The following is a 23,556-nucleotide window of genomic DNA, read 5'->3' as shown; positions in this document are numbered from 1 at the left end:
GGACTATGCCGGCGAGACGAGCCCGCCGGCACTGCCCTCAGTGGCCGATGACTTTCTCGAGATAGGCCGGCTGGACGAAGGTTTCGAAGTCGGTGCGAGGCAGCAGTTTCGGCAGTCGCTCCTGCTTGACCAGAAAGTCGGCGGTCGACACCAGCGTATCGACGAACTTGCCTTTCTTTGCGGACGTGCCGAGATATTCTCCGGTGAGCTGCTTGTCGCAGGGGACCATGCCGGTGCCCTTCATCATGCGCGTTGCATCCTCGAGCGGCAGCGACAGTTCCTCCGCGATGATCTCGGCCGTCTTCTCCGGATTCTTCAGCCAGAAATCGATCCCCTCGCACTCGGCCTTGACGAACTTCTCGACGTAGGAAGGATATTTGTCCGCGAACGCATTCATGACGACGCCGATGTCCCAGGTCGGGTAACCGCGCTTGGCCATCTCTCCCGAGGTGATGAGGATCTTGCCGCCGTTCTTCACGGCCTTGTCGAGGTTCGGTTCCCAGAACCAGGCGGCATCGATGTCACCGCGAAGCCAGGCCGCTGCGATATCCGACGGCGCGAGATCCAGGATCTTCATGGAAGCGGGATCGACGCCCTCGTCCTTCAACGCCTGGAGCAGAAGATAATGCGTGGTCGAGCCGAACGGCGCGGCGACCGTCTTGCCCTTGAGGTCCTTGAACGAGGTGATGTTCTTGTCGGTGCGGACCACCATCGACTCGACATAGTCGAGCATGTTGATGACGAGGATACCCTTGATCGGCAAGGCACGCGTGACCCCGATCGCTGTCGGCGGATTGCCGAGGCCGCCGAAATCGACGTCGTTGCCGGCGATCGCGCGCAGCATGTCGCCACCACCTCCGACCTTGACGTATTTGATCTCGACGTCAGGCATCTCCTTGGCGAGCAGGCCGAGGTGTTTTGTCACGAGCTGCGCGTTCACCAGGTTGAGATAGCCGACCGTGATCTTGGCCGGCTTGTCCTCGGCGCGAGCGGTGGACGTGAGTGCGAGCGTAGCAAGAGCGAGCGCGGCAACAAGTCTCTTCATCATACTGATCTCCCTCGGATTGGATTCAAGCCCATGGCATCAACAGTTTCGCGATGCCGCGCATCATCAGGTCGAGCACGACGCCGGTGAGGCCGAGCACGATCAGGCCCATGATCACGACGTCGGACAGCAGGAACTTTGCGGCGTCCCAGATCATCCAGCCGATACCGGCGGATGCCGCAACGATCTCGGCGGCGACAAGAACGGTGTAGGTGAAGCCAAGCGAGATCCGCATGCCGGCAAGGATCAGCGGACCGGCTGCGGGCAAATAGACGTGAAACAGCAGGTCGCGCCGGGTCGCACCGAGCGATTGCGCGGCACGCACATAGACCGGATCGACGCTTGTGACCGCCTGGATCGTCGAGATGACGATGCCCGGCAGGCCGGCGAGAAACAGCAACGACAGTTTCGAGCTTTCGCCGATGCCGAGCCACATCACCAGCAGCGTGTAGAGCCCGAGCGGCGGCAGCGGCCGGTAAAACTCGATCAGCGGATTGAGCAGCGCGCGCGCATTGCGCGAGACACCCATCAGGATTCCCAGCGGAATGCCGATCAGGCAGGCCAAGGCGAAAGCGACGAGAATGCGATAAAGACTGGCACCGAGATGCTGAAGCAGCGTTGCGCCCTGGTAGCCCTTGGTCATGGTCTTGATGAAGGCAGCCCACACCGCCTGCGGCTTCGGCAGAAAAAGCTCGTTGGCCCAGCCCATCTCGGTAACGACGGCCCATGTCGCCAGCAGCACGGCGACGGTGAGCGTCGAGAGCAGAACGGACCGCGAGACCTTCGGGAGCCTCAGGCTGCCGCGCCGCGTGCGATCAGCCGAGATCGGAATGGCCATGGGGCTAGCCTCGACGCTCATGTTCGGACTCCCAGGATCTGCATGATGGTCAGCGCATAGATCCGCGTCGCCATCACCGACTTGGTGATCGAGATGTTCTCGTTGTCGACGGCCCAGCCGTCCTCGCCGGGACCGAAGGTCACCGCGTTGATGCCGGCCTCGCGGAAGCGGATGGTGTCGTTGAAGGCGTTCTTGCGATTGACGCCGGGCTCGCGGCCCATCAGGCGCCGGTACACCGCGCGCAAGGAGCGGCAAGGCTCCTCCTCCACCGGCACCGGCTCGGTTGCGTTGACGAACAGAGAGCCCGGTACCTGGCGCACCGCGACCTTGACGTCGTTGACGCCCGCAAACGTTTCCTTGCCGAGGCGCTCGATGTCGGACAGGACGCTGTCCAGCGTCATGCCGGGCACGACGCCGACCACCGCAAGCGTGATGGTGCAGGCATCCGGAGAGAACTGCATCTCGCCGGGCAGGCCACCGCGAATGCGCACCACCGAGCAACAAGGTGGCGTGTGGCCCATGAACTTGCTGGGGACATGCGTGAACGCCATCTCCTTCAGCTTCGGCAGCAGCTTGGCCGCCTCCATGATGGCGTTGACGCTGATGTCGGGCCGCCAGATGTGCGACTTGATGCCCTGGACCGTCACCTCGACCAGGCAATGACCTGAATTGGCGACCGAGAGGTTCATGCCCCAATCGCCGGAGACGTCGCCCCAGGCCGTCGGCTCCGCAGTGATCTCGTAGTCGGCGGTCAGGCCGACCTTGCTCAACATATAGATGGAGCCCTCGGTACCGTTGCGCTCCTCGTCGACGGTGTAGCAGCACATCAATGTGCCATCGAACTTCACACCCTCCTCGATCAGCGCCTGCACCGCCAGCAGCGATGCGGCGAGATTGCCGCGCGTGTCGGATGTGCCGCGGGCATAGAGCAGGTCACCGTGACGCGTGGCCTTGAACGGATCGAAATCCGTCATGTGCCATTTCTCCGGCTCGACCACCGGATAGGTATCGAGGTGATCGTTGAGGATCAGCGACGGCGCTCCCTCGCGTCCCTTCAACACGCCGAGCACGTTCGGCCGGTGCGGCTGCGCGCTGTGCTTGCTGACCTCCATGCCGAGGGCTTCGAGCTTGCCCGCGACCAGCATCGAGATTGCCTCTTCCTCGGCCGGCGGCAGGTCGGGATCGAGTGGATTGCCGGAGCGGGGCTGGCCGGTGCGGATCAACTCCGATGCCAGTTCAAGCCAGCGCTGCTCCGTGATGCGCGACAGCACGCGCTGCTCGAGTTCGGAATAAGGCGGGGTGACAGGCATCTGCATGACGGTTCCGATGGCTCACGGCGCCGGCCGCGCCGCTTCGTTGCAGCACCTTCATTGCAGCGACTGTGCCAACCACCCGAAATACCCGTCAGGACGTGATTAGTGATTGCAGTTCAATGATTTGGACCGAAATCCTGACCGCGCAAATTTTTGCGCCCCAGGTCCGCTTTGCCGAAGACGCAACGCAGGCTGAACAGACTGTCCTCAGCGTGCGAGCGGCTCGCGTCTGGCTAGTCGTCCGAGAACTCGTCTTCCTCGTTGATCCTCTCGTGCTTGCCGCTCTTGCGCCCGCCAAGCGAGCCGGTCACGTAGGGATCGCGACTGTTCGCATAAGGATTGTGCTTGCCCGCGCGCGCGGCGACCTCTTCGCCGGAGACTGCGGCCGGCTGGCAGATCAGGCGACGGCTGGCACGGCGCATCAAATCGACGTGGATGTGATCGTAATGATAGACGTTGGAGCCCGGTGCCAGCACCGTGGTGAAATGTGCGCACGCGCCCGACTGGACGTCGCGCAGGAACCCCTGCTCTTCCGGCATGCCGTGCCAGCCGTCCTTCACGGTGATGCGGCGGCCGTCGGCAAGCGTGAAGGCGGCGATATCGAGCGCGTTGCCGAAGGCGTGCTCGGAGATATGGGCGTGCGGGTTGCCGTTCATGCCGCGGCAGGAATAGGCGGAGATCTGCTTGATCTCGACCACGCGGGCGCCGAACCAGCGCATCGCCGACGGCTGCACGCTGTCGGCAAACCAGCGATCGAGCTCCGACACGATCGGACAGGCGAGCGTCGCCGTCGGCTTCACCGCGACGGGACCGACGGCAGTGACGGGATCGCCCTGCGCAGGGCCAAGACGCGGCAAAGGCTGTTGCGCCGGCGCCTGTGAATACGGCGCTGGAGCGGGCTGCCGCGCCGGATAGCTCGGCGCATTCATATAGCGCGCGGCACCCGCGGCGTCCGTTCCGTCGGGCGGCAGATCGATCTCGTCTTCCTGCGGTGCGACGCCAGGCGCGCTGAGCGACACCGGGCCAGAGGACGCGCCATAGCCGGCGGGCTGGCGCACCGCGCTTTCGGGATAGTTCGAGCGCTGCGGATAGCCGGAGGCTGGATAGTTCTGTTGCGGCCGGCTCACCGGCCAACGCGGCTGGTTGCCGATATTGCCGGGCGGTCGCAGCTCCTCGTCGGCGAAACCATAGCTGCCGGCGGGTTCACCGATGGCGGCGACCTTCAGCGGGAACTCGGCGCCGCACATGCCGGGGCCGGAGATCGGATCGATCCGGACGATGTCCGCGCTCTCTTTCACGGCGCCCGATTTCAGGCACGCCGCTTCGGCCTCGGCTCGCCACGGTTCGCGTTCGGCCTGGAAAAAGCCGCGTCCGCAACCCGCGAGCGAAACGAGGACGATGGAGCCGACGAGATACAAACGAACTCCGCGCGTCATGCGCGGCAGGTTCGGTGAATTTACTTAAAGACTCTTCAACGTGTTGATTTCAAGCTTCCTTAACCATGCCGGCCGCGCACGGCAGGTGCAGACGGCAGCGAGGCGACGTTGGCTGGCCCCGGCTGCCGTTGTGAGGTCCGTCACAGAAGGCCGCAGCAGTCAGGCCTAGGGTCGAACCACATCGGGCCCAGGGGCGACTTCAATCCATCTCGGCACCCAAGCCCTTTCGAGACCCAAGCCATTTCGGAGGTTGTCATGAACAAGCTCACCATCGCCGCCGCGGCACTCTTCCTCGCCTCGACCGCCGTCGCGCATGCCGGCAGTTCGATCTCGTTCCAGATCGAAGGCCAGAACATCCGCATCGAGACGCCGCGGAATTGCGCCTCGCTCGATTGCGTCACCATCGTGGCGCCCGGCCTGTCGAACAAGCCGATCAGGCTCAACAACATCAACCTCAACGGCCTTGGCTCCTCCAAGGACGATGGCGACAGCACACCGCCCGCGACGACGGCGCAGCCCGCGCCGGCTCCAGTGCAGCAGCAGCCCGTGACGCCAGCGCCGGTGCAGGCGACCGCGCCCGCTGTCGCGCCCGCCGCCCCGGCCGTTGCCGCCGCACCGTCCGTCGACACGACCACGCAGCCTGCGCCCGTTGCAGCTCCCGCTCCGGTCGTTGCGCCTGCGCCGGTTGCTGCTGCGCCCGCTTACACAGCACCGCCGGCGCCGGCTCCTGTTGCGCCGGTGCAGGCCGCGAACACGCCGATCGGCGTGTGGGCGACCGAAGAGAACAAGGGCAATGTTCGCGTCGAACAGTGCGGCCCCAATCTCTGCGGCTATGCCGAGAAGACCAATGAGCGCATCCTGATCAACATGAAGCCGGACGGCGCCAAGTGGAGCGGCCGCATCCACGATCCCGATTCCGGCCGCAATTACGACTCGACGATCGCCATGAAGGGCCCGAACGCGCTGCGCGTGCAGGGCTGCGCTTTCGGCGGAATGTTCTGCGGCGGCCAGACCTGGAAGCGCATGAGCTGACACCGGCGCGGTCGCAACGGCACACACAAACTCTTCGTCATGCCCGGGCTTGTCCCGGGCATCCACATTCTTGGTGCAGCAAAGCAAGACGGGGATGGCCGGGACATAGGCGAGCGTAAGCGACGCCGTTCTTCAAACGGCTATGCCCGGCCATGACGATGTGGAAATATCGGTGCGCCTCAGGGACACGCCGTTTGAACGTTCGCCCGTCCCATGCAACAGATGTTCATCCGCCGTTCAGCAATCTCCGGCTGATATCGGCCGATCTCGCCTTGTGTTCTCACCGGGACCTCATTCGTGGCTTTGATGGTGGCTTGGCGCCGCGTCATGTTTGCTTTGTCGCTGCTGGCGCTGCCATTCGCAGGCGCGGACAATGCGCGCGCCTCCGACGCAACCGAACTCGCGCAGGCGCAGCCACAAGCGCAGCCGACGCCCACGGCCTCCCCCTCGCCGGCGCCATCAGCGGACGCGCAACCTGCCGCCGTGGAGCCGATCGGCAACGTCGCGACCGTCACAGGAATTGCGACCGTGATCCGCGACAAGAACTCCTATCCGCTCAAGGTGCGCGACGACATCTATCTCAACGATGTCGTGCAGACGTCCTCGAACTCCTCGCTCGGCATCACCTTCAACGACGCCACCACGTTCAATCTCTCCGCCAGCGCCAAGATCACCATTGACAACTACGTCTATGAGGACGGCGGCAAGCAGAACTCGGCGATCTTCGACATCGGCAAGGGCACGGTCGCCTTCGTCGCGGCCGCGGTGGCAAAGACCGGCGACATGAAGATCGCAACGCCGACGGCAACGCTCGGCATCCGCGGCACCACCGGCGTCGTCGACGTGCCCGCGAACGCGGCGGCGAGCAGCGCCAACAACGTCAACATCAAGCTCTATCCCGACGCCGACGGCCGGGTCGGCCATATCGACGTCAACGATCGCGCCAGCGGCACGCGGCTCGGCGCGCTGACGCAAGCCTCGAGTGGCTTTGCGATCCGGCCCGGCGCGACCGGCCCCGGTGGCATGCGCTTCGCCGCGGTCCCGATCACGATTCCTCCACAGCAGATCGCGCGCGACCGCGGCATCGTCAGCCAGGTCCACGCCGCGCAAACCACGGGACGCCAGATCGTCACCGAGCAGCGCGATTTCCGCCGCGCCAACCCGACTGCGTTGAGCCGCATTCCGCGGCCGGCGCAGGTGCCGCAGCAACAGCAATTGCGTCCGAACCCGACGCCGACCCCGCAGCAGCCGAACGGCCAGCCCGGCCAGAACAACCGTCCGGGTCAGCAGCCGCAGCCCGGAGCACCGAACCGTCAGGGCACGCAGCAACCGCAGCGCCAAGGGCAGGGACAAGGCGGAGCGACACAGCCGGGTACGCCGCGCGCAGGCCAGGGTCAGCAGCAACCGGGCCAGCAGGGCACGGGTCGACCGGCCGGCCAGCCGCGTCCGGGACAAGGCGCGCAACCCGGGACCGCGACGCCGGCACAGCCACAGCGCGGCGGACAACGTCCGCAGCGGCCAGGAGCGGTCACGCCCGCGCAGCCGAACGGCACCACACCGCTGACGCCGCCGCACACCGGATTGCAGCCCGGAGCGCCACCGACCGTCGAGCCGCAACAAGGCGCCGCGCCACGCCAGCCCGGCTTCCAGCAGCGTCTGCCCGGCGCACAACGCCCCGCCGCGCCGCGCCGACCCGCGCAGGCCCCGCCGCCGAAGGAAAAGAAGAAACGGTAGGTCGGAGGGCTCCGCTCCCTCCCCGTCATTCGAGCGCAGCGAAGCAATCCAGAGTCCCTCCGCGGAAAGGTCCTGGATTGCTTCGCTGCGCTCGCAATGACGGTGTGGAGAGAAACGAACGAAAAGACTCACGCCTCGCCGCGCAGCCAGGCGCGCACCTTCTGCAACAGGCCATGCCGCAACTCGTCAACCGAAGCAGCCTCGGCTGGTGTCAGCGTCTGCAAGGCGGCGTCGATGTCGGCGGCAGCCGGCGCCGGCGTCGGCTCGGGCGCGGGTGACGGTGCAGGGCCGGCCGCGGCGATCGCGATCGGCCCGACCTGGGTGAGAAAGGCGCGCTCATATTCGCGTGAGAGGCGCGCGAGCGCGTCGTCCAGCGGCAACCAATCGACTGCCTTGATGTCGTTCATCAACTTCCGGACCTGGCCGCCCTCGGCCTCCATCCGCCAGAAATGCACCGCTTTCGAGCGCCCTCCCGACTGATACACGAGCGTGCCCAGGAATTCGTGCATGACGACGTCGTGGCCGGTCTCCTCCATCACCTCGCGGTGCGCGGCCTGCTTCGGCGTTTCGCCGTCGTCGAGCTTGCCCTTGGGCAAGACCCATTCATTGCGCTTGCGTTGACGCACGATCGCGATCAGCGGCGCGTCGCCACGCCGCAACACAATACCACCCGCCGCCATCACCGGCGCCCGCGCCATCACCAATCCTGTCATATCGTCTATTCGTCCCCGTGGACGATATAGACGCCGGACGCGGCGGAATGAAGACTAGTTCCGGCGCAGCAGCGCTTGACCTGCACGAATGCGCGTCCCTTCCGCAATTCCCTCGCAGAACGAAAAATCACCCGGCGCGAGGATGATGATGGTCGAGCCGTGCTCGAACCAGCCAAGCTCCTCGCCCTTGGTGACGTTGACGTCGCAAGGAAAATTGACCGGTCCCCTGGTCTGCGCGTTCAGCACCATGTCGAGGAAGTGCAAGCGGATGCTCGCAACCAGGATGGCCGCCACCGGCACCAGCGTCACCGCCTCACCGGTTGACAAATGCGTACGGATCACCGCGCGCTCGTTCTTGCAGAACAGCCGCTCGACGCGCTTCAAGGCGATCGGGTTGACGTTCCAGACGTCGCCATGGATCAGCGTGACGCGCTCGATATGCGCGTCGTAAGGCGCATGGAAACGGTGATACATGCTCGAGGTCAGCCGCAGCGTGACGAAGCTGCCGTTGCGGTGCTGCTCGACCATTGCAGGATCGCCGAGCAGGTCGAGCAGCGAATAGGGCGCGCCCTTGACCTGGAACAGTTCGGTGTCGGCGATCTTCCCGTGGGCGCCCACGATGCCGTCGGAGGGGCTGGCGACCACCGAGGGATCCGGATCGAACGGGCGCAGCCCCGGCTTCAGCTCGCGCGTAAAGCAGTCGTGCAGGCTGGTGAAATGGGTCTGGCGCGCTTCCGACAGATCGAGGTCGGAGAACAGCTTCCAGAGCGCGATGGAAAAATCCCGCACCAGCGGATTCCTGATCTTGGAGAACCAGCCCATGAAGCGAGTCAGGGCTGCGCGGGGAATGCGGTTGGTCAGCAGGAAGTTGAGGTCTTCCTGCTGGGTGAAAGAGGCGATCAGGGCTTTGACTGTCATGAATCTGTCAGCTCACAGGTTTAGCGCTTGTTGTCATGGAAACGACACTCCCGATTCTCTCGATGTCCGCGGCCGCCGCAGCGTCTGCTGCCGCCGTCCTCCCGAAGATCAAGGCGCGGGTCGAGTTGTCCCGCGCCAAGCACCGCTCGCTCGCCGGACACTCCAAGATGTCGCGCCGGGTGGCCAAGCTGCTGCCGTTCTACGAGTTCGAGGGTGACAAATATTTCGGCTGCGACGGCGCGCCCGCCAATGTGATGATGCAGCGCAAGGACGCCTTCTTCCGTCTGGCGCGCATCTACGCCGATCGCTACCCCAGGGGCCGCGCGATGACGAAGGCGGCGGCCGAGATGATCTCCGACCTCAATTTCACCGAAAGCTACCGCGTGCCGTTCCAGTTCTCGCGCCTCGTCCGCGAGCATCTGGGCACCTCGGCGTTCATGGAGTCCTCGAGCGGCGTCACCGTCACCGATGTCGACGGCAACACCTTCTACGACCTCACCGGGTCCTACGGCGTCAACATCTTCGGCAACGACTTCTACAAGGAGTGCATCGAGGGTTCCGAGAAGCGCGCGCATGCGCTCGGCCCGGTGCTCGGCCCCTACCATCCTGTCATCCTCGACAACGTACAGCGGCTCCGCCAGATCTCGGGCCTCGACGAGGTCTCGTTCCACATGTCGGGCACCGAAGCCGTGATGCAGGCGGTGCGCCTTGCGCGCTACCACACCAAGCGCACGCATCTGGTTCGTTTCGCCGGTGCCTATCACGGCTGGTGGGGCGACGTGCAGCCCGGCGTCGGCAATCCGCTTCCCACGCACGAGACCTACACCCTGTCCGAAATGTCGGAGAAGACGCTGCACGTGCTGAGGACGCGCAAGGACATCGCCTGCGTGCTGGTCAATCCGCTGCAGGGCCTGCATCCGAACAGCAACGCCCCCGGCGATTCCTCGCTGGTCGATTCCTCGCGGGGTGGAAACTTTGACCGCACGGCCTACACCGAATGGCTGAAGACGCTGCGCGAGGTCTGCGACCAGCGCGGCATCGTGCTGATCTTCGACGAGGTCTTCGTCGGCTTCCGGCTCGCCGCCGGCGGCGCCCAGGAATATTTCGGCGTCAAGGCCGACATGGTGACCTACGGCAAGAGCCTCGCCGGCGGCCTGCCGGTCGGCGTGGTCTGCGGCAGACGCGACCTGATGCGCCGCTTCCGCGACGATCGTCCCGCCGACATCTGCTTTGCCCGCGGCACTTTCAACTCGCATCCCTACGTTATGACGGCGATGGACGAGTTCCTGAGCCGACTCGCCAGCCCGAATTTTCGCGCGGTCTATGACGGGCTGGAGGAGACCTGGAACGGGCGCGTGACCAAGCTCAACCAGATGATGCAGGATGCCGACCTGCCGGTGCGCTTCGCTAGCTTCTCCTCGATCTGGACAGTGAAATACACCACGCCGTCCCGCTACAATTGGATGCTGCAATATTACCTGCGCGCCGAAGGCCTGGCGCTGAGCTGGGTCGGCACCGGCCGGCTGATCTTCAGCCTCAACTACACCGACGCCGACTTCGCTGAAGTCGCCGATCGCTTCGTCCGCGCCGCCGAGAAGATGAAGGCGGACGGCTTTTGGTGGCACGACGGCGCACTCACCAACAAGACCATCAAGCGGCAGATTTTGAAAGAGATGCTGGCCAAGCGCTTCGGGCGCTGAGGTAGGATCATCCATCCTCGTCATGGCCGGGCACAGCCGTCCGAAGGGCGGCGTCGCTTCCGCTCGCCTATGTCCGGCCATCCACGTGTTTCCGCGCAACGGCTCCAAGACGGGATGCCCGGGACAAGCCCGGGCATGACGTAAACCATGGACATTCGTGTTCTGGGCGACGGCTGTATCAGGCGTGCTGCTCTTCGAGCACGGGCTCGGAGACGAGGCCCAGCGTGTGCTCCGGGTTGAGGTGCAGGCCGGGATCCATCAGCTCGCCGCGCATCAGGGCGAGCGGAGCGCTGCGATACAGCATCAGATCATGGAACGGATCGGTCAGGATCTTGGTCATCCAGACGAGGCCGGTCTCGACATCGCGGATGAAGAACAGATGCACGGTACGGAACAGAAGACCGCCGCCGCCGACTGCCAGCCAGATCTTGGCGACCTGGCGGACGAAATCGCTCGCATTCGCCCAGGGCGTGAACAGGCCGAACAGCGTGGGATCGACGACCAGCACCAGCGGCGATGCCGCCCAGATCGCCATCAGCACCACCTTGCGCTGAAGGTTGTAGCCGACCTTGATCTCCTCCTTGTACTCGTGCGTCGCCTGGTTGATGTGGTCGTAGGTGTGCGGCTCGAAGAAGAAGTGGCCGGCCTGGCGCGAGGTCATCGAGACCAGCCAGCCGACCAGCGCCGAGATCATGGGATCGACGAACAGCCAGACATAGGCAAAGAGGAAGCTCAGCGCGCTGACGAAGTGCAGGCTCTGATTGATGCGGCTGTGGTGATAGTAGCGATGGTCGTCCCAGCGCTGGATCCGCAGCTGCTCGAGGTAGTTCTTGATCATGCTCTCCCCCAAAATGCTTTCGGGTTCAGGATTTACAGGGATTCGATGTACGGCGTGTGACATCATCATTTTGTCATATGACGATGTGCAGCGCCGCGATGACGCAAAGAACGCGCGAGCGGTGCAGCCCGCTCACGCTGCCTTGCTCAAGCTGCCTTGGCGATGTCGACCTTGCGGAAGCGCACCAGCGAGAAATGGCCGAGCGGCGGAATCAGGCGGCGCTCGGCGAGCTCCATGCCCTTGGCGCCGGCAAGCCATTTGGCGTAGCGCGACCAGGCGAACTCGGCGGTGCGGAAGCCGAGCGGACGCACCACCGGCTGCAGCTTCTGCTCGATGAAACGGCGCATGCCGGTGTCGGCGCTGACGCGGGTCAGGATGATCAGCTCGCCGCCGGGACGCAGCACGCGGGCGAATTCGTCGAGCGCCTTCTCCGGATTCGGCACCGCGGTGACGACATATTGTGCCATCACGACGTCGAAGGAATTGTCGGGGAATTCGAGCTTCTCGGCGTCCATCACCGCGAGGCCCTCGACGTTCTTGAGCTTGCCTTCGCGAACGCGGCGGCGGGCCTTGTCGAGCATCGCGTCCGAGATGTCGGTGCCGAAGATTCGCAGATGCGGGGCATAGAGTGGCAGCGAGATGCCGGTGCCGACGCCGACCTCGAGCACGCGGCCGCCGATCTTGTTGGTGGCCGCGATCGCGGCCTGGCGGCCCTTGGCGAACACGCCGCCGAACACGAGATCGTAGACGGGCGCCCAGCGGTCATAGGCCTGTTCGACCGAGCCACGGGTGAGGTCGAGCTGCTGGGTGCCGTCAAGGTTCATGATCTTAGCCATCGATGAGTTCTCGCTCTGCGTCAAAGTATGAATCAACCGCGCACCGGCCGCCGCGCCATGATGGGCGCCGCGCGCAAGGCACGGCTGGGCTGAAGTGAGGTGAGATTGCCGACGAACTGGCGCGCGCTGTTTTCCCAGGAGCGCTCCAGCGCGAAGTTGCGGCACGCCTCGCGCGACATGGTGAGCGCGCGCAGGCAAGCGGCGCGCAGATCATGGTCGATCGCGCCGATCGGATGATCGGCGATGACGTCTTTCGGTCCCGTTACCGGAAACGCTGCAACGGGCGTGCCGCAGGCGAGCGCCTCGAGCTGCACCACGCCGAACGTATCGGTGAGGCTCGGGAACACGAACACGTCAGCGGCGGCGAGATGCGCGGTGAGATCGGCGCCCTTCTTCTCGCCGAGGAAGGCCACATCAGGATATTTCTTCTCCAGCGCGGCCTTCTGCGGTCCGTCGCCGACGACCACCTTGGTGCCGGCCAGATCGAGCGAGAGGAAGGCTTCGAGATTCTTCTCGACCGCAACGCGGCCCATAGTCATGAAGATCGGGCGCGGCAGATCGAGCTTGGCCGGAGAATCGGGATGGAACAGTTCGGTATTGACGCCGCGCCCCCAGAAGCCGAGCCGCTTGAAGCCGCGCGCCGAAAGCTCGTGCCGCAGCGAGGGCGTCGCCACCATGGTCATGGCGGCGGCATCGTGGAAGTGGCGCAACACGGCGTAGCCGACGGCATCGGGGATGCCTGTTCGCACCGAGACATATTCCGGAAAGCGCGTGGTGTAGGACGTCGTGAAAGCGAGGCCGTTGCGGCGGCAATAGGCCCGCGCGGCCCAGCCGATCGGGCCTTCGGTGGCGATGTGCAGGGCTTCGGGCGCGCACCTCTCGATCCGGCGCGCGATCTCTTTCCCGCTCGGCAACGCAATGCGAATGCCCGGATAGGTCGGCAGCGGCCAGGACCTGAAGCCGTCAGGGGTCAGGAAGTCGATCTCGACATCGAGCGCCTTGGCGGCGGCAGCCAGCGAGGTCAATGTCCGGACCACACCGTTGACCTGCGGATGCCAGGCGTCGGTCGCGATTAATACCCGCATGGGGAAATCCCGAGAGTTTGATGATTCTCAGGCATCGACCATCAACCACGGATATTTCAGGCGTGTGACGTCACAGAAGTGTCGGCCCACTGTTTTGTTCGTTAATGAACCCAGGCAGCCACGAAACTGTCATGAAACAATCCTTGCCGCGATGAAACCGTTTTCGATTTTCCGCGCAAACGTCCCGAAACTTGTTTCCATTAGGAACTTGAGCAACGGAGCACCGCAACGGTGCCGGGGTGACCAAGAAACACCACGCAAACAGGGGCGACCAATGTTCAATCTGGACACGTTCAGGACGTATTCGCGGGCCGTTGCCGTCAGTGCAGTGGCCGTTGCTGCAATCGCATGTGCCGGCCCGGCCAAAGCCGCGCCCGTGCAGCTCTTCCCGTTCTTCCAGCCGCCGCCGACGATGACTGCGCCGCAGCCGCTTCAGCCTTACCAGCCCTATTCTGCGCCGACCTACCAGGCCGCGCCGTCGGAGAACCAGGACGCCGTCGAGACGCCGGCCCGCTTCCGCCGCCAGACCGTTTCGTATGCGACGCGCGAAGCGCCAGGCACCATCGTCATCGATACGCCCAACACCTATCTCTATTATGTGCTCGGTAACGGCCAGGCGATCCGCTACGGCATTGGCGTCGGCCGTGACGGCTTCACCTGGTCCGGCACGCAGTCGGTGACCAAGAAGGCGGAGTGGCCGGACTGGACCCCGCCGCCGGAGATGATCCAGCGCCAGCCTTATCTGCCGCGCCACATGGCCGGCGGCCCCGGCAACCCGCTCGGCGCCCGCGCCATGTATCTCGGCGGCACCGTCTACCGCATCCACGGCACCAACGCCCCCGACACAATCGGCAAGCACGTCTCCTCCGGCTGCATCCGCCTGACCAATGACGACGTCTCCGACCTCTACGCCCGCGTCAACGTCGGCACCAAGGTGATCGTGCTGCCGATGACCGAGCGGCGCGCGGAGCTCAGGTAAGCAACGAACGAGATTTGAAATGCAAGCGGCCCCGGCAAGACCGGGGCCGTTTTCGTTTGGAGCTCGTGCCTGCGGCCATTTTTCGAGACGCGCACTAAGGCGGGCTCCTCAGGATGAGGCCGAAGTGTGCAACTCGATGCTGCAGCAGCGACAGATGCCAGTTGGCCTCACCCTGAAGGAGCCGCGTCGGCGGCGTCTCGAAGGGCGAGGCGGGCACGAGGCGCCGCTTACTCCCGCGCCCGCCACTCCGAGAGCAACCGCAGCCACGCCGCCGAATGGAACGCGCTCATCAAGAGATACATCGGCACCATCCCGCCCAGCGACAGCCCGTGCCCGGCGGAGCAGAGCATGTCCGCCGGGCCGCCGCTGAAGGCGGCCGTCAGCACCGCCATGGCCGCGAAGGTGGGCGTGGCCGCAAGGCCCAGCCATCGGCCGAGCTGGGATGCGGCCTCGCTGCCGTCACGCCTGGCGCTGGCGGGATGGACGTCGCTCATTGGGCACCCGGCGTGCGGAGCGCGATCTCGCCGGCGTCGGAGACCTCGACCCACTTCTTGTCGGGCTCTGCACCCGCCTCGTAGCTGTCGTGCCAGTTCCACCATTTGTAGGTCGGCGTCTGCGGATAGCCCGCCGGTGAATCCTCCCACACCTCCTGGCGGCCGAGCGGGGTGATGTCGAGATAGTTCCAGGTGCCGCCCATCTGCTCGTCGCCGCGGCTCTTGATCAGATAGGTGCGGAAGATGCGCGTGCCGTCGCGGTAGAACACGTTGGTGCCGTGCCACTCGCCGACGCCGAAATCGGCATCGAAGCTGTCGGTGATGGTGACCCAGGGAATGTTCCAGCCCATCCGCGCCTTCAGCCGCGCGATATCCGGCTGCGGAGCCCTTGAGGCGAACACCAGCGTGGTGTCGCGGGCGTTCAGATGCGCCACATGGGCGACTTGGTCGGCCACCATGGAGCAGCCGCGGCAGGCATGGTCGGGCCAGCCGAACACATCAGGCTCGAAGAAGGCCCGGTACAGGATCAGCTGGCGCCGGCCCTGGAACAGATCGAGCAGACTGGCCTTGCCGGATGGCGTCTCGAATGCGTAGGTTTTGGTCACTTCCATCCACGGCATGCGCCGGCGTTCGGCGGCGAGTGCGTCGCGGGCGCGGGTATGTGCCTTCTCTTTCACCAGCAGCACCTGACGGGCCGCTTCCCACTCCTCCGGCGAGACCACCGGCGGTGTTAGCATGGCGGGCTTTCCGTTGGTCGCTGCTTTGTTGGCTGATGTCATCATGGCTCTCCAAATCTCTCGCTCGCCGCACATCGTCGGCCGTGGGAGAGTTCTCGCACCGGACGAGCGCACGGTGGGAGTAACAAGTGTGGCGGGATTTTCATGGAGTCGCTGATCACCGCCGCCGCACGTGCGCTGGAGGCCGGCGATCCGCTCGGCGCGCTGAACCGCGTCGCACTGCGCAATGATGCGCCCTCGCTGGCGCTGCGCGGCATCGCGATGGCGCAGCTCGGCGATCTCGCCAAGGCCAAGGCGCTGCTGCGGAGCGCCGCCCGCGCCTTCGGGCCGCGAGAGGCGGTCGCGCGGGCCAGATGCCTGGTCGCGGAGGCCGAGATCGCGCTGGTCTCGCGCGACCTGAACTGGCCCGCGAAGGCGCTCGCAGCGGCGCGGGCGACGCTGGCAAGCCACGGCGATCTCGCCAATGCCGCCCATGCCGGCCATATCGAGGCGCGTCGCCTGCTCCTGCTCGGGAGGATCGATGAGGCCGAGCGGACGCTGGCCGAGATCCGCGCCTGCCCGCTGCCGCCTGCGTCCCAGGTCGTGCGCGAGCTCGTGGTCGCCGGCATCGCCATCAGGCGGCTCAAATCAAACGAGGCGCGCGCGGCGCTTGACCTGGCGGCCTGCGCCGCGCGACAGGCCAACATCCCGGCGCTGGTGGCCGAGGTCGACAGCGCAAGCCTCATTCTGAAGACGCCGGCCGCGCGCCTGATCGCACGCGGCCGCGAGCACCCGCTGCTGCTCGGCGAGGTCGAGCGCCTCGCGACCTCGACCGCGCTCGTCGTCGACACCTTTCATCATGTCGTGCGCAGGCAGGGCATTGCCGTGCCGTTGGGAACGCGGCCCGTACTGTTCGCGCTCGCCCGTCTGCTGGCGCAGGCATGGCCCGAAGATGTCTCGCGCGAGGCGCTGATCTCAGGCGCGTTCCAGGCGAGGCACGCCGACGAGTCGCACCGCGTGCGCTTGCGCGTCGAGATCGGGCGGCTCCGCACCCAGCTCAAGCCGCTGGCCGAGATCAGCGCCACCAGACAGGGCTTCGAGCTGGCGCCGCGGAAAACCCGCGACGTCATCGTGCTGGCGCGCCCGGTCGAGGAGAAGCACGCCGCCGTCCTTGCCATTCTTGCCGATGGCGAGCCATGGTCGAGCTCGGCGCTCGCGCTCGCGCTCGGCATGAGCGCACGCACCGTGCAGCGGGCGCTCGAGGAGCTGGCGCGATCGAACAAGGTGCAGTCGTTCGGCCATGGCAGGGCGCGGCGCTGGATGACCCCGCCGGTCCCGGGTTTCCCGACAGGCTTGTTACTCCCCTCGCCGCTCTTGAAAGCGTAGGATTCATTGATCGCCGCACAGGGACCACACCATGAAACGATCACCCGCCGAGATCATCCGCGAGTATGGACCCTTTCCGGACGTCAAGTCCGTGCATGGCGTCACCTATGACGGCAGCCAGGTCTGGTTCGCGTCCGGCGACAAGGTGAACGCCCTCGATCCCGCGAACGGCAAGATCTCGCGCTCGATCGATGTCGCCGCACATGCGGGCACGGCGTTCGATGGCCGTCACCTGTTCCAGATCGCGGAGGATCGCATCCAGAAGATCGACGCGGCGAGCGGCGCGATCGTCAGCACGATTCCCGCACCGGGCGCTGGCGGCGATTCCGGGCTGGCCTGGGCTGAAGGCTCGCTCTGGGTCGGGCAATATCGCGAGCGCAAGATCCATCAGGTCGATCCTGAAACGGGCAAGATCCTCCGCACCATCGAGAGCAAGCGCTTCGTCACCGGCGTGACCTGGGTCGATGGCGAGCTCTGGCATGGCACCTGGGAAGGCGATGACAGCGACCTCAGGCGGATCGATCCTGACACCGGCAAGGTGCTCGAGCAGCTCGATATGCCGGAGGGGACGATGGTCTCGGGGCTGGAATCCGACGGCGGCGACCAGCTGTTCTGCGGCGGCGGCGACAGCGGCAAGGTGAGAGCGGTGCGGCGCCCCCGGCGCAGCTAAAGGAGCGCAGCTAGCGGACGACAAAGCGAGCAACGCCGCCGCCTCCGTTAGCCCGTTTGCCGCAATTCCACCCCACCGGTGCGCTCTAGCGCCCTCCTCGCCCGCCCTGTAAAATCCCCGTTGGGCGGCCTGGGGGATTGATGCGTCTGACGTTGAATTTGAAGACCGTGCTGATCGCTGTTGCGGTGCTGGCGGCGTCGTTTTTCATCAGCCTGAAGGCGATGGACTGGGTTTCGCCGCGCGCGGTCAATTCGGCGCCGCCGATCGCACAATTGCCGCCGCTGCCGCCGGCCGCGAAGAGCTCGATCGTGGTGGCACCCGTCGCGATCGCGCTGTCGGCGATCCGCGACCAGGCCGAGAAGGCCTCGCCGCGCAATTTCGCCGGCAAGGCCGAGAACCCGATCTCGCAGATCCTGGAGAACGCCGATATCGGCTGGACCGCCGCCCGCGGGCCGATGTCGGCGACCGGCGACAAGGACGTGCTGACGCTGTCGACACCGATCACCGGCAAGCTGAACGTAACAGGGTCGCTGTCGGCAAAGGCCACCGGCGCGCTCGGCGATGCCCTGGGCAGCGTGCTCGGCGGCGACGCGGCGAAACGGATCGGCGCGGTCAACATCAAGAATTTGAATGCCAGCGCCGAGATCAGGGGCAGCGTGGTCGTCACCTCGCGCCCCAAGCTCGCGGCCGCCTGGCACCTCGAGCCCAATCTCGGCGCGCAGGTCAATCTCGGCGACACCAACGTCAACGTCGCCGGCGCCAGGGTCAACGTGCCGGCCCAGGTCAAGCCGCTGATCGACAAGACCGTCGGCGAGCAGCTCAACGTCGTCGCCGAGCGCATCCGCAACGATCCTGCCTTGCGCGACAATGCCAGGGTGCAATGGGCCAAGGCCTGCCGCTCGATCCCGCTGCAGGGCACCGGCTCCTCGGCGGCACTGCCGCCGCTCTGGCTCGAGATGAAGCCGACCCGCGCCATTGCGGCGCAGCCGCGCGTCGACGCGCAGGCCGTGACCCTGCTGCTCGGCCTCGAGGCCGAGACGCGCGTGACCTCGACGCAGACCAAGCCGGACTGCCCGTTCCCCGACAAGATCTCGATCGTGCCGCCGACCGGCACCGGCGTGAACATCGGCGTTCCCATCGACGTGCCCTTCACCGAGATCAACAAGCTGATCGCGGCGCAAATGGTCGGCCACACCTATCCCGAGGACGGCTCCGGTCCGGTCGAGGTCACCGTGAAGAGCGTCAACGTGATCCCCTCGGGCGATCGCCTTTTGATCTCGCTGCTGGTGCGCGCCAAGGAGAAGAAGAGCTGGCTCGGCCTGGGTGCCGAGGCGACCGTGCACATCTGGGGCCGGCCGATGCTCGACCAGGCGCAGCAGACGCTGCGGCTTGCCGACATCCAGCTTGCGGTGGAATCCGAGGCCGCCTTCGGCCTGCTCGGCGCCGCCGCTCGCGCGGTGGTGCCGCAGATGCAGCAGGCGCTGGTGCAGAAAGCGACGCTCGACCTGAAGCCGATCGCCGCCAATGCGCGCGAGAGGATCGCTGCCGCCATCGCCGACTACCAGAAGAGCGAGGACGGCCTCAGGATCGACGCCAAGATCGACAGCCTCACGCTGACCGACATCGCCTTCGATTCCAGGACGCTGCGCGTGGTTGCGGAAGCTGGCGGGACGCTGAACGTCTCGCTGACGAAGCTGCCGTAGCGCGCGTCTCGGCGGGTCCGCACGCGTCCCGACGGCCGTCATCGGCCATGACGTAAGGCGGAGCCCTCCCCCCGAACTTCGCGGATTGCGAATGCAGATGTCAGCGCCGAACTGATCAGGAACGTGCGTGGTGCACCGACACATGCTTGAGATCTTGCCTGCTTTGCTCTTCCTTTCGCAGGCCGTCCTCGAGCCATAAACGAAACCCCTCTATAAGAGGGGCGTGAGAGCGCTCCGGCCTAATGTGAAGATAATATCCATTGAGCCTAACGTTGGTGCCTAGAAGCTCGACGAGGTTTCCGCCATCGATCTCTCGAGCAACGGTAAGGCGGGAAGCCAAGACGATGCCTTGGCCCGCCAAGGCGGCGTCTATTGCCATGTTGGCGTCCCAGAGCAGGGGCCCTTTCAGAGCGGTTCTTAGCTTGTAGCCGGCGCCTTTGAACCAATTCGTCCACTGTTGGCGGCTCTCCTCGTGGATCAACGGGAGTCTCGAGAGCTCTGCCAAGTTCTCCGGCTGCCCGTTTTTCTCGATCCAGACCTTGCTCGCAACCGGGAACGCTCTCGGACTGATCAGCCACGTTGCGCCCGCGGGCAGGTCGGCTTTTGAACCGAAACCGATCATCACGTCTGCTTCCGACTTCGAGAAGTCCGGCAACCGATCGATCGCCCTGAGGACAATATCTGCACCAGCCAGCGTTCGTTCGATCTCAGACAAGCGTGGAGCGAGCCAGCGCGTTGCAAGGCCCGGCATTGCCCAGATGCGCAACATGCCCCTGCGCGTGCGGGGGCGCAACTCGACCGCCGCAGCGGCGATGATTTGAAATGCCTCGGATACGGCTCGGTAAAAAATCGCGCCTTCCTGTGTCAGCAGGGTACCCCGTGGCCCGGTATCGAGCAGCTTTCGACCAGACCAAACCTCTAGGTTTCGAACGTGACGACTGATGACGGTGTGGCTTACGCCAATATCGTCGGCAGCCTTCCGCATGCTTCCGGCTCTCGCCGCCGCCTCGAATGCCCGGACCATGATCAGTGGTGGCATTCTGGGCGATTCGAGAGGGAGATCCTCTGCACCGTTGGCTTTCGGCATAGGCCTCGTAAGTGACTTCATCGTCTCGCCCCTGCTCTTCAGTGGAAACTGTAATGCACCACCGCCTCCGGAATCAATGGTGGTGCGTCTCATGAACCACTGCGTCGCAATCAAAACGATACCGGCCACGCCGTGAAGGAAGGTAGCCTTTTCCGAATTCAGGAGGAAAGTAGCTCGTGTCCGATAACGCTCTGCTCCAGTCCCGTCGTGCCGCTGCAATTCCACGTGGGCTCGCTTCCGCGTTTCCCGTTTTTGCCACTCGCGCGGACAATTCCCAGCTATGGGACGCGGACGGCAATCGCTTTATCGATTTCGCCGGCGGAATAGCAGTCCTGAACACCGGGCACAGACATCCCGCGGTTCTGAAGGCGGTTCAGGCTCAATTGGCCGCCTACACTCATACCGCGTTCCAGGTCATCCCATACGAGCCCTATGTGGCCCTGTGCGAACGACTCAGTAAACTTGCGCCCTTCAAGGGCGATGCCAAGAGCATCTTGTTCTCGACCGGCGCGGAGGCGGTCGAGAACGCCGTGAAGATCGCGCGCGCCCACACGCGCCGCACGGACGTGATCGCGTTTTCCGGCGGTTTTCATGGCCGTACTCTCATGACGAGTGCGCTGACGGGAAAGATTGCGCCCTACAAGAAAAAGTTCGGTCCGATGCCGGCCGGAGTCTGGCACGTCCCCTTCCCGGTGCCGCAGTATGGAACGTCGGTCGCCGACACTTTGAACGCGATCGACCATCTGTTTCGTGCGGACGTCGAACCGGCGAACGTTGCGGCGGTCATCATCGAGCCGGTTCAGGGCGAGGGTGGGTTTCACCCGGCTCCGGCCGAACTGCTTGCCGCGTTACGACGCATCTGCGACGCCGAAGGTATCGTCCTGATCGCCGATGAGGTGCAGACCGGATTCGGGCGCACCGGAAAGATGTTTGGCATCGAGCATTCCGGCATCGAACCCGATCTCGTCACGATTGCGAAATCCCTCGCCGGCGGATTTCCGCTTTCCGGCGTCATCGGGAGATCGGCCATCATGGAGGCGCCAGAGCCCGGTGGTCTGGGCGGCACGTATGCCGGTAACCCGATAGCGTGCGCAGCAGCGCTTGCGGTTCTCGATGTCATTGCCGAGGAAAAACTGCTCGACCGAGCCAACAGGCTTGGCGCCCTGGTGCGGGACGAGCTTCAGCACATCGCTCGGCGCAACGATACGATTCCAATTGGGTTCGTTCGCGGCCCAGGAGCGATGGTCGCATTTGATGTATTGAAGTCGGGCGGGGGCGCGGAGCCCGATCCCGACGGGACAAAACGGGTGCTTCAGGAGGCCTTGAAGCAGGGGCTGATTCTCCTGGCCTGTGGCGCACATGCCAATACCATCCGATTGCTGATGCCACTCACGATATCGGACACCCTCCTGATCGAGGGGCTTGCCAAGCTTCAAAACGCCCTCGCCAACGCGCGCTGAGTACAAGCCCATGCTGAAATCGATGCCGCTTGTCGAACGGCTTGCCGACCGTTCGCTTCTGAGGTTGCAGGCTTACATCAACGGTCAATTTGTCGGTGTCGCAAACACTACCGTCAAGAATCCTGCGAATGGACAAGTGATTGCAGCTGTGTCCGGTGTCGGCGCTCAGGAAACGACGACTGCAGTCGAGGCTGCTGCCGCTGCCTTTGGGCCCTGGGCGGCACGAACCTGCAAGGAGCGGAGCGCAATCCTTCGCCGCTGGTTCGATCTCGTAGTTGCCGCGCGCGAGGATCTCGCGATCATTCTCACCAGTGAGCAGGGGAAGCCACTCGCCGAGGCAAGAGGAGAGATCGACTACGCGGCGGCCTACATCGAATTCTACGCAGAAGAAGCAAAGCGGGTTGCTGGGGAGCTCCTTTCCTCGCATCGTGCAGACGCGCGCATTTTAGTGCAGCGGCGTCCGATTGGAGTCGTGGCGGCCATCACGCCCTGGAATTTTCCAGCTGCCATGATCACTCGCAAGATCGCTCCGGCGCTCGCGGCCGGCTGTACCGCCGTGGTGAAGCCCGCGCCGGAAACGCCGCTCACGGCGCTCGCTCTCGCCGAACTCGCCCACCGCGCCGGGTTTCCTGCCGGAACGCTGAATGTGATCACCGGAGATGCCAAGGAGATCGGCTCGGTTCTTACGACGCATCCGGCGGTGCGCCTCGTGGGTTTTACGGGCTCCACGGCTGTTGGGAAGGTGTTGATGGCTCAGGCGGCGGCGACCGTGAAAAGAGTTGCTCTTGAACTCGGTGGCAATGCGCCGTTCATTGTTTTCGACGACGCCGATCTTGATGGTGCCGTCGAAGGTACACTCGTTTCAAAATACAGAAACATGGGACAAACATGCGTCTGCACCAACCGGATCTACGTTCAAGATGGTGTTCACGACGCTTACGTGAAGAAACTGGCTGCCAAGGTCGCCACGCTGCGCGTGGGCGATGGACTCGATGACAATGTCGAGCAGGGGCCTCTCATCAACGAACGGGCATTGGCCAAGGTCGAGGCGCATCTTGACGATGCCGTGTCCAAGGGCGCCTCCATCGTCATTGGCGGTCAGCGCCACCCCCTTGGTGGCACTTTTTTTGAGCCGACCGTACTTCAAGGCGCGACCGACGAGATGCTTCTGAGCCAGGAAGAAACGTTCGGTCCGATTGCCCCCATCTTTCGCTTCAGGGGCGAGGACGAGGTCGTCGCGGCGGCAAACAGCACGACATCGGGGCTCGCCGCCTACCTCTACTCCCGCGACGTCAGCCGCATCTTTCGCGTCCTCGAGAGACTCGACTTCGGAATCGTCGGGATCAACACGGGCCTGATTTCAACCGAGCTCGCTCCCTTCGGCGGAGTGAAAGAGAGCGGCAACTCCCGCGAAGGATCGCACCATGGGATTCTCGAATTTACTGAACTGAAATACGCATGTCTTGCAGTTCGGGCTTGAAATCCGAGGCGGGCGATGGCTACGTTGCTCTTGGTCGAGGCGTTTGGCTCGTGCAATTCATGCCCACATCCACCATTGCGTGACCATGAACGG

The 23,556-nt window shown here is 64.7% G+C and carries 21 protein-coding genes; 9 read left to right on the top strand and 12 right to left on the bottom strand.

Annotated features, from left to right (window positions below; all coding sequences use genetic code 11):
• Positions 1-37: 37 nt before the first annotated feature.
• The 4 genes from HYH07_RS34400 to HYH07_RS34385 form a co-directional block, all read right to left on the bottom strand.
• The gene (locus HYH07_RS34400; RefSeq protein WP_220006626.1) at positions 38-1,048 is read right to left on the bottom strand and encodes an ABC transporter substrate-binding protein; all 1,011 of its coding nucleotides are present in this window, start codon (positions 1,046-1,048) and stop codon (positions 38-40) included.
• A 22-nt stretch (positions 1,049-1,070) separates the two neighbouring features.
• The gene (locus HYH07_RS34395; RefSeq protein ID WP_220006625.1) at positions 1,071-1,904 is read right to left on the bottom strand and encodes an ABC transporter permease; all 834 of its coding nucleotides are present in this window, start codon (positions 1,902-1,904) and stop codon (positions 1,071-1,073) included.
• Complete coding sequence (locus HYH07_RS34390) at positions 1,901-3,199, bottom strand: M20 family metallopeptidase (protein WP_220006624.1); 1,299 nt, start codon at positions 3,197-3,199, stop codon at positions 1,901-1,903. Before HYH07_RS34390 ends, HYH07_RS34395 begins: the two co-directional genes overlap by 4 nt.
• A 230-nt stretch (positions 3,200-3,429) precedes the next feature.
• Complete coding sequence (locus HYH07_RS34385; protein WP_220006623.1) at positions 3,430-4,632, bottom strand: extensin family protein; 1,203 nt, start codon at positions 4,630-4,632, stop codon at positions 3,430-3,432.
• A 255-nt stretch (positions 4,633-4,887) separates the two neighbouring features.
• Between HYH07_RS34385 and HYH07_RS34380 the strand changes: the two genes are divergently transcribed.
• A complete protein-coding gene (locus tag HYH07_RS34380) occupies positions 4,888-5,664 on the top strand; it encodes a DUF2147 domain-containing protein (RefSeq protein WP_220006622.1) in 777 nt (258 codons plus the stop codon).
• Between the two features lie 306 nt (positions 5,665-5,970).
• Entirely contained in the window at positions 5,971-7,398 is a 1,428-nt protein-coding gene (locus HYH07_RS34375) for a FecR domain-containing protein (RefSeq protein ID WP_220006633.1), read from the top strand.
• A 128-nt stretch (positions 7,399-7,526) separates the two neighbouring features.
• Here the strand turns inward: HYH07_RS34375 and HYH07_RS34370 are convergent, their stop codons facing one another.
• Together HYH07_RS34370 and asd are read right to left on the bottom strand one after the other, a co-directional pair.
• Positions 7,527-8,096, bottom strand: coding sequence for an NUDIX hydrolase (locus HYH07_RS34370; RefSeq protein ID WP_220006621.1), 570 nt, complete (start codon positions 8,094-8,096; stop codon positions 7,527-7,529).
• Between the two features lie 69 nt (positions 8,097-8,165).
• Complete coding sequence (asd, locus tag HYH07_RS34365; protein ID WP_220006620.1) at positions 8,166-9,029, bottom strand: archaetidylserine decarboxylase; 864 nt, start codon at positions 9,027-9,029, stop codon at positions 8,166-8,168.
• A 35-nt stretch (positions 9,030-9,064) separates the two neighbouring features.
• Here asd and HYH07_RS34360 point away from each other — a divergent pair, with 35 nt between their 5' ends.
• Complete coding sequence (locus tag HYH07_RS34360) at positions 9,065-10,729, top strand: aminotransferase class III-fold pyridoxal phosphate-dependent enzyme (protein WP_220006619.1); 1,665 nt, start codon at positions 9,065-9,067, stop codon at positions 10,727-10,729.
• Between the two features lie 178 nt (positions 10,730-10,907).
• Here HYH07_RS34360 and HYH07_RS34355 read toward each other — a convergent pair whose 3' ends face one another.
• From HYH07_RS34355 to HYH07_RS34345, 3 genes are all read right to left on the bottom strand, one after another.
• Complete coding sequence (locus HYH07_RS34355) at positions 10,908-11,567, bottom strand: hypothetical protein (protein WP_220006618.1); 660 nt, start codon at positions 11,565-11,567, stop codon at positions 10,908-10,910.
• Positions 11,568-11,713: 146 nt separating this feature from the next.
• Positions 11,714-12,403 carry a methyltransferase domain-containing protein gene (locus HYH07_RS34350; protein WP_220006617.1) on the bottom strand — a complete coding sequence of 230 codons (690 nt, stop codon included), beginning with the start codon at positions 12,401-12,403 and terminating at the stop codon, positions 11,714-11,716.
• 32 nt (positions 12,404-12,435) lie between these two features.
• Positions 12,436-13,488 carry a glycosyltransferase family 1 protein gene (locus tag HYH07_RS34345; RefSeq protein ID WP_220006616.1) on the bottom strand — a complete coding sequence of 351 codons (1,053 nt, stop codon included), beginning with the start codon at positions 13,486-13,488 and terminating at the stop codon, positions 12,436-12,438.
• A 274-nt stretch (positions 13,489-13,762) separates the two neighbouring features.
• On the opposite strand from HYH07_RS34345, the gene HYH07_RS34340 reads away from it, so the two are divergent.
• Positions 13,763-14,467, top strand: a complete 705-nt coding sequence (locus HYH07_RS34340) for a L,D-transpeptidase (RefSeq protein ID WP_220006615.1) — start codon at positions 13,763-13,765, stop codon at positions 14,465-14,467.
• 227 nt (positions 14,468-14,694) lie between these two features.
• On the opposite strand, the gene HYH07_RS34335 is transcribed toward HYH07_RS34340, so the two are convergent.
• On the bottom strand, positions 14,695-14,961 hold the full coding sequence (locus HYH07_RS34335) for a hypothetical protein (protein ID WP_220006614.1): 267 nt from the start codon (positions 14,959-14,961) through the stop codon (positions 14,695-14,697).
• Positions 14,958-15,743, bottom strand: a complete 786-nt coding sequence (locus HYH07_RS34330) for a thioredoxin family protein (RefSeq protein ID WP_220006613.1) — start codon at positions 15,741-15,743, stop codon at positions 14,958-14,960. Before HYH07_RS34330 ends, HYH07_RS34335 begins: the two co-directional genes overlap by 4 nt.
• A gap of 99 nt (positions 15,744-15,842) precedes the next feature.
• Here HYH07_RS34330 and HYH07_RS34325 point away from each other — a divergent pair, with 99 nt between their 5' ends.
• From HYH07_RS34325 to HYH07_RS34315, 3 genes are all read left to right on the top strand, one after another.
• Complete coding sequence (locus tag HYH07_RS34325; RefSeq protein WP_220006612.1) at positions 15,843-17,063, top strand: helix-turn-helix domain-containing protein; 1,221 nt, start codon at positions 15,843-15,845, stop codon at positions 17,061-17,063.
• Between the two features lie 31 nt (positions 17,064-17,094).
• Positions 17,095-17,733 carry a DUF5074 domain-containing protein gene (locus HYH07_RS34320; RefSeq protein ID WP_220006611.1) on the top strand — a complete coding sequence of 213 codons (639 nt, stop codon included), beginning with the start codon at positions 17,095-17,097 and terminating at the stop codon, positions 17,731-17,733.
• A 140-nt stretch (positions 17,734-17,873) separates the two neighbouring features.
• Positions 17,874-19,436, top strand: coding sequence for a DUF4403 family protein (locus HYH07_RS34315; RefSeq protein ID WP_220006610.1), 1,563 nt, complete (start codon positions 17,874-17,876; stop codon positions 19,434-19,436).
• Between the two features lie 115 nt (positions 19,437-19,551).
• On the opposite strand, the gene HYH07_RS34310 is transcribed toward HYH07_RS34315, so the two are convergent.
• Entirely contained in the window at positions 19,552-20,523 is a 972-nt protein-coding gene (locus HYH07_RS34310; RefSeq protein WP_220006609.1) for a LysR substrate-binding domain-containing protein, read from the bottom strand.
• 176 nt (positions 20,524-20,699) lie between these two features.
• Between HYH07_RS34310 and gabT the strand changes: the two genes are divergently transcribed.
• On the top strand, positions 20,700-21,983 hold the full coding sequence (gene gabT, locus HYH07_RS34305) for a 4-aminobutyrate--2-oxoglutarate transaminase (RefSeq protein ID WP_220006608.1): 1,284 nt from the start codon (positions 20,700-20,702) through the stop codon (positions 21,981-21,983).
• Positions 21,984-21,993: 10 nt separating this feature from the next.
• Complete coding sequence (locus HYH07_RS34300; RefSeq protein WP_220006607.1) at positions 21,994-23,463, top strand: NAD-dependent succinate-semialdehyde dehydrogenase; 1,470 nt, start codon at positions 21,994-21,996, stop codon at positions 23,461-23,463.
• The last annotated feature ends 93 nt before the right edge of the window (positions 23,464-23,556 follow it).

This window comes from Bradyrhizobium sp. BR 10261, from assembly GCF_019455395.1.
Taxonomy (GTDB): domain Bacteria; phylum Pseudomonadota; class Alphaproteobacteria; order Rhizobiales; family Xanthobacteraceae; genus Bradyrhizobium; species Bradyrhizobium manausense.
Note: the sequence above shows the minus strand (reverse complement) of the source record. Positions and strands in the feature narration are given on the sequence as shown.